The sequence below is a fragment of the Candidatus Zixiibacteriota bacterium genome (assembly GCA_026397505.1).
In the GTDB taxonomy this organism is placed as follows: Bacteria; Zixibacteria; MSB-5A5; order GN15; family PGXB01; genus JAPLUR01.
In genome coordinates, this window is the sequence record JAPLUR010000089.1 from 1 (window position 1) to 2,383 (window position 2,383).

The window sequence follows — 2,383 nt, forward strand, 5'->3', positions numbered from 1 at the left end:
TCGGGAATACCATCAAGCGCTTTGACCGCACAAATGAAGGTGGCCCGACTCAGGTCTATCGGCAGCCCGATATAATTATCCAGAAAGCGGGTGTTAAGGCGGGGATCGATCGCCTCCAGCAGCGACATCGGCAGCGCGGTATTGGCATCCTCGGCGAAATATTCCAGATCCTCGATAAAAACAACCGGATCGCAGGTCCCGACATCTCTTAGAGTGCGGAGTATTATGCCGGGTGCGGCCCCCATAAATGTCCTTGGGGAGCCTTTGATATCGGCGATATCAACCATCCCCCCGACCGAAATCCGGATGAATTTTTTATGCAGAGCCCTGGAAATGGCCCGCGCCAGCGAAGCTTTGCCGGTTCCCGGCACACCGGCCAGACAGAGCACCGAACCATCATCGATGCCGCCCGAAAGCTGTCTGACGGCAATTCTCTCCAAAATCTGTTTCTTGATCTGGGGCGATCCGTAATATTCGTCATCGATATCCTCTTCAACCTGCTTGAGGTCGTAATCCTCCTTGCCGCAGACATTCCAGGGAATATTCATCAACCAGTCGAGATAGATTTTGGTGGCGCCGTACTCGGCCGAAGCGGTGGAAATATGGCTGAGGCGGTCGACCTCGACCAGGGCGCGCTCCCGCACCTCGTTAGGCAGCAGTCGGTTTCTCTTGATTTCCCCTTTCAATTGCTGGGCTTCCTTATCCTCAATAAATTCATCACCCAATTGCCGCTTTATCTCATAGAGTTGTTGGCGGAGGAAGAATTTCCGCTGTTCGTCGGCATTCCTCTCTTCAACATTCTTCTTGATTTCGAAAGAAATAGTCGCCCGATTCAATTCAACCTTGAGGAAGTTGAGCACTTTGCGAAGTCTCATTTCCACCCGAAAAGCTTCCAGAATTTCCTGTTTTGAATTCAGCGGGAAATGAAAGAGTGAAGCGATTCGGTCGGCAAACTGGCCAGGATTTCCCATACTTAATTTCAGCACGGTGCATAATTCACCGGAATAAGAGGGGTCAATCTTGGTGATTTGCCCAACCAGGCCGCTGATCTCCTCGGACAGCCGGGCAGTACCAGGCGACAGGGATACTTTTTCATCAACATACCCGATGCGGGCCATAAGATAAGGAGTTCGACGTTGAATTGATTGTAAAGCGATACGACGGACACCTTCCATAGTTACCACTCTGGAGTCGCCGGGGCCCTCTTTGGCCGAGATGATGCGGGCGGCAACACCAATCTGGCAGAGCTCGATATCTTTCCCCCCGACCTCGCCGCTAGGGGAGTAGGTGACAGCGACCAGCTTGCCCGGGCCGACATTTTCCTTAATGAGGGCAAGATTCTCCGGCCGGGCAACCTGAAGCGTGACGGTCTCCCCCGGGAATAGAATCAGGGTTTTGGTCGGAATAACCGGCAAGAGCGGCTCTCCATCGGAGGCCAGGATCGGGATATGTGAGCCGGCTTTGATAATCATGGCAAAAATGACCTTTTCTTATCGTATCGGTTTAATTCATATATATTTAAACGCTACGATAAGTCAATACGGAGCGGGCCATTATTTATAAGGCGGCCCCGATTTCCCGGAGCTGTTGTCGCCGTTCAGCTTACCAACCGCGGCGCGAGCTGGTCGGCAATGCAGCGGATTTCATAATCCGGGTGATTCTTTAGATTCTCCAAATTCAGCCGAATCCGGGCCGGCTCAATATCAAGGCGGTAGTAACCGAGCCGATTGTTTTCGAAGATTCCCCAGGGGCAGCCGCCATCGCGGTTAATTTCCAGTTTGAGACGATAGAGGTAGCGGGCCTGATTGAACCCGGCCTCGATATCATCTTTGTACATCCACCCCTCGCCATTGACCAGCCGCGAATGGGCCAGTTTGACCAGATACTTGAATGACTTGCCGGTCAGCCGAATAGGGAAATTGTCGATTTTCACCAGGTACCGTTCCCCTTCATAGCGGCCATCCAGTTCAACCGCGGAGGGATGAAATCCCGGACCCAGGCCGAGCGTGGCCGACTGGAATTTCATGCCTGTGCCAACCGTACTGATTCTGTTCATTGTATCCTCCATTGTTAATGTTTCTTTCTCTTGAAAGAGCCTTTTTAATTTGCTTTCCGGATTTATGATATTAGCCAGTTCCTCCCGGGGAATCGCCTGCAGATCGGCCAGCGATTTGATCCCCTTTTCGCGCAGGAGGCGATAATCACCGCGGCTCAGAGCGGCGCCGGCTATCCGGTGCATTCGCCGCATCTCCGGCGAAATACCAAATTGCACCATGAAAGCGTACTCATCGAGCGTTTGCGGGAGACGCGCGCCGGCATCTCCGGCGGCGATTATCCGGCCGAGCGAGGCGATCAACCAAGCGGCCGTCTCGGCCAGATTGAT

At 53.1% G+C, this 2,383-nt stretch carries 2 protein-coding genes; both read right to left on the bottom strand.

All coding sequences use genetic code 11. The features are described from left to right. On the bottom strand, window positions 1-1,472 hold a 1,472-nt coding region (locus NT002_09345; protein MCX6829469.1), incomplete at its 3' end, for an LON peptidase substrate-binding domain-containing protein. A gap of 125 nt (window positions 1,473-1,597) precedes the next feature. Continuing rightward, window positions 1,598-2,383: hypothetical protein (locus tag NT002_09350; GenBank protein ID MCX6829470.1), on the bottom strand; the 786-nt coding region annotated here is incomplete at its 5' end.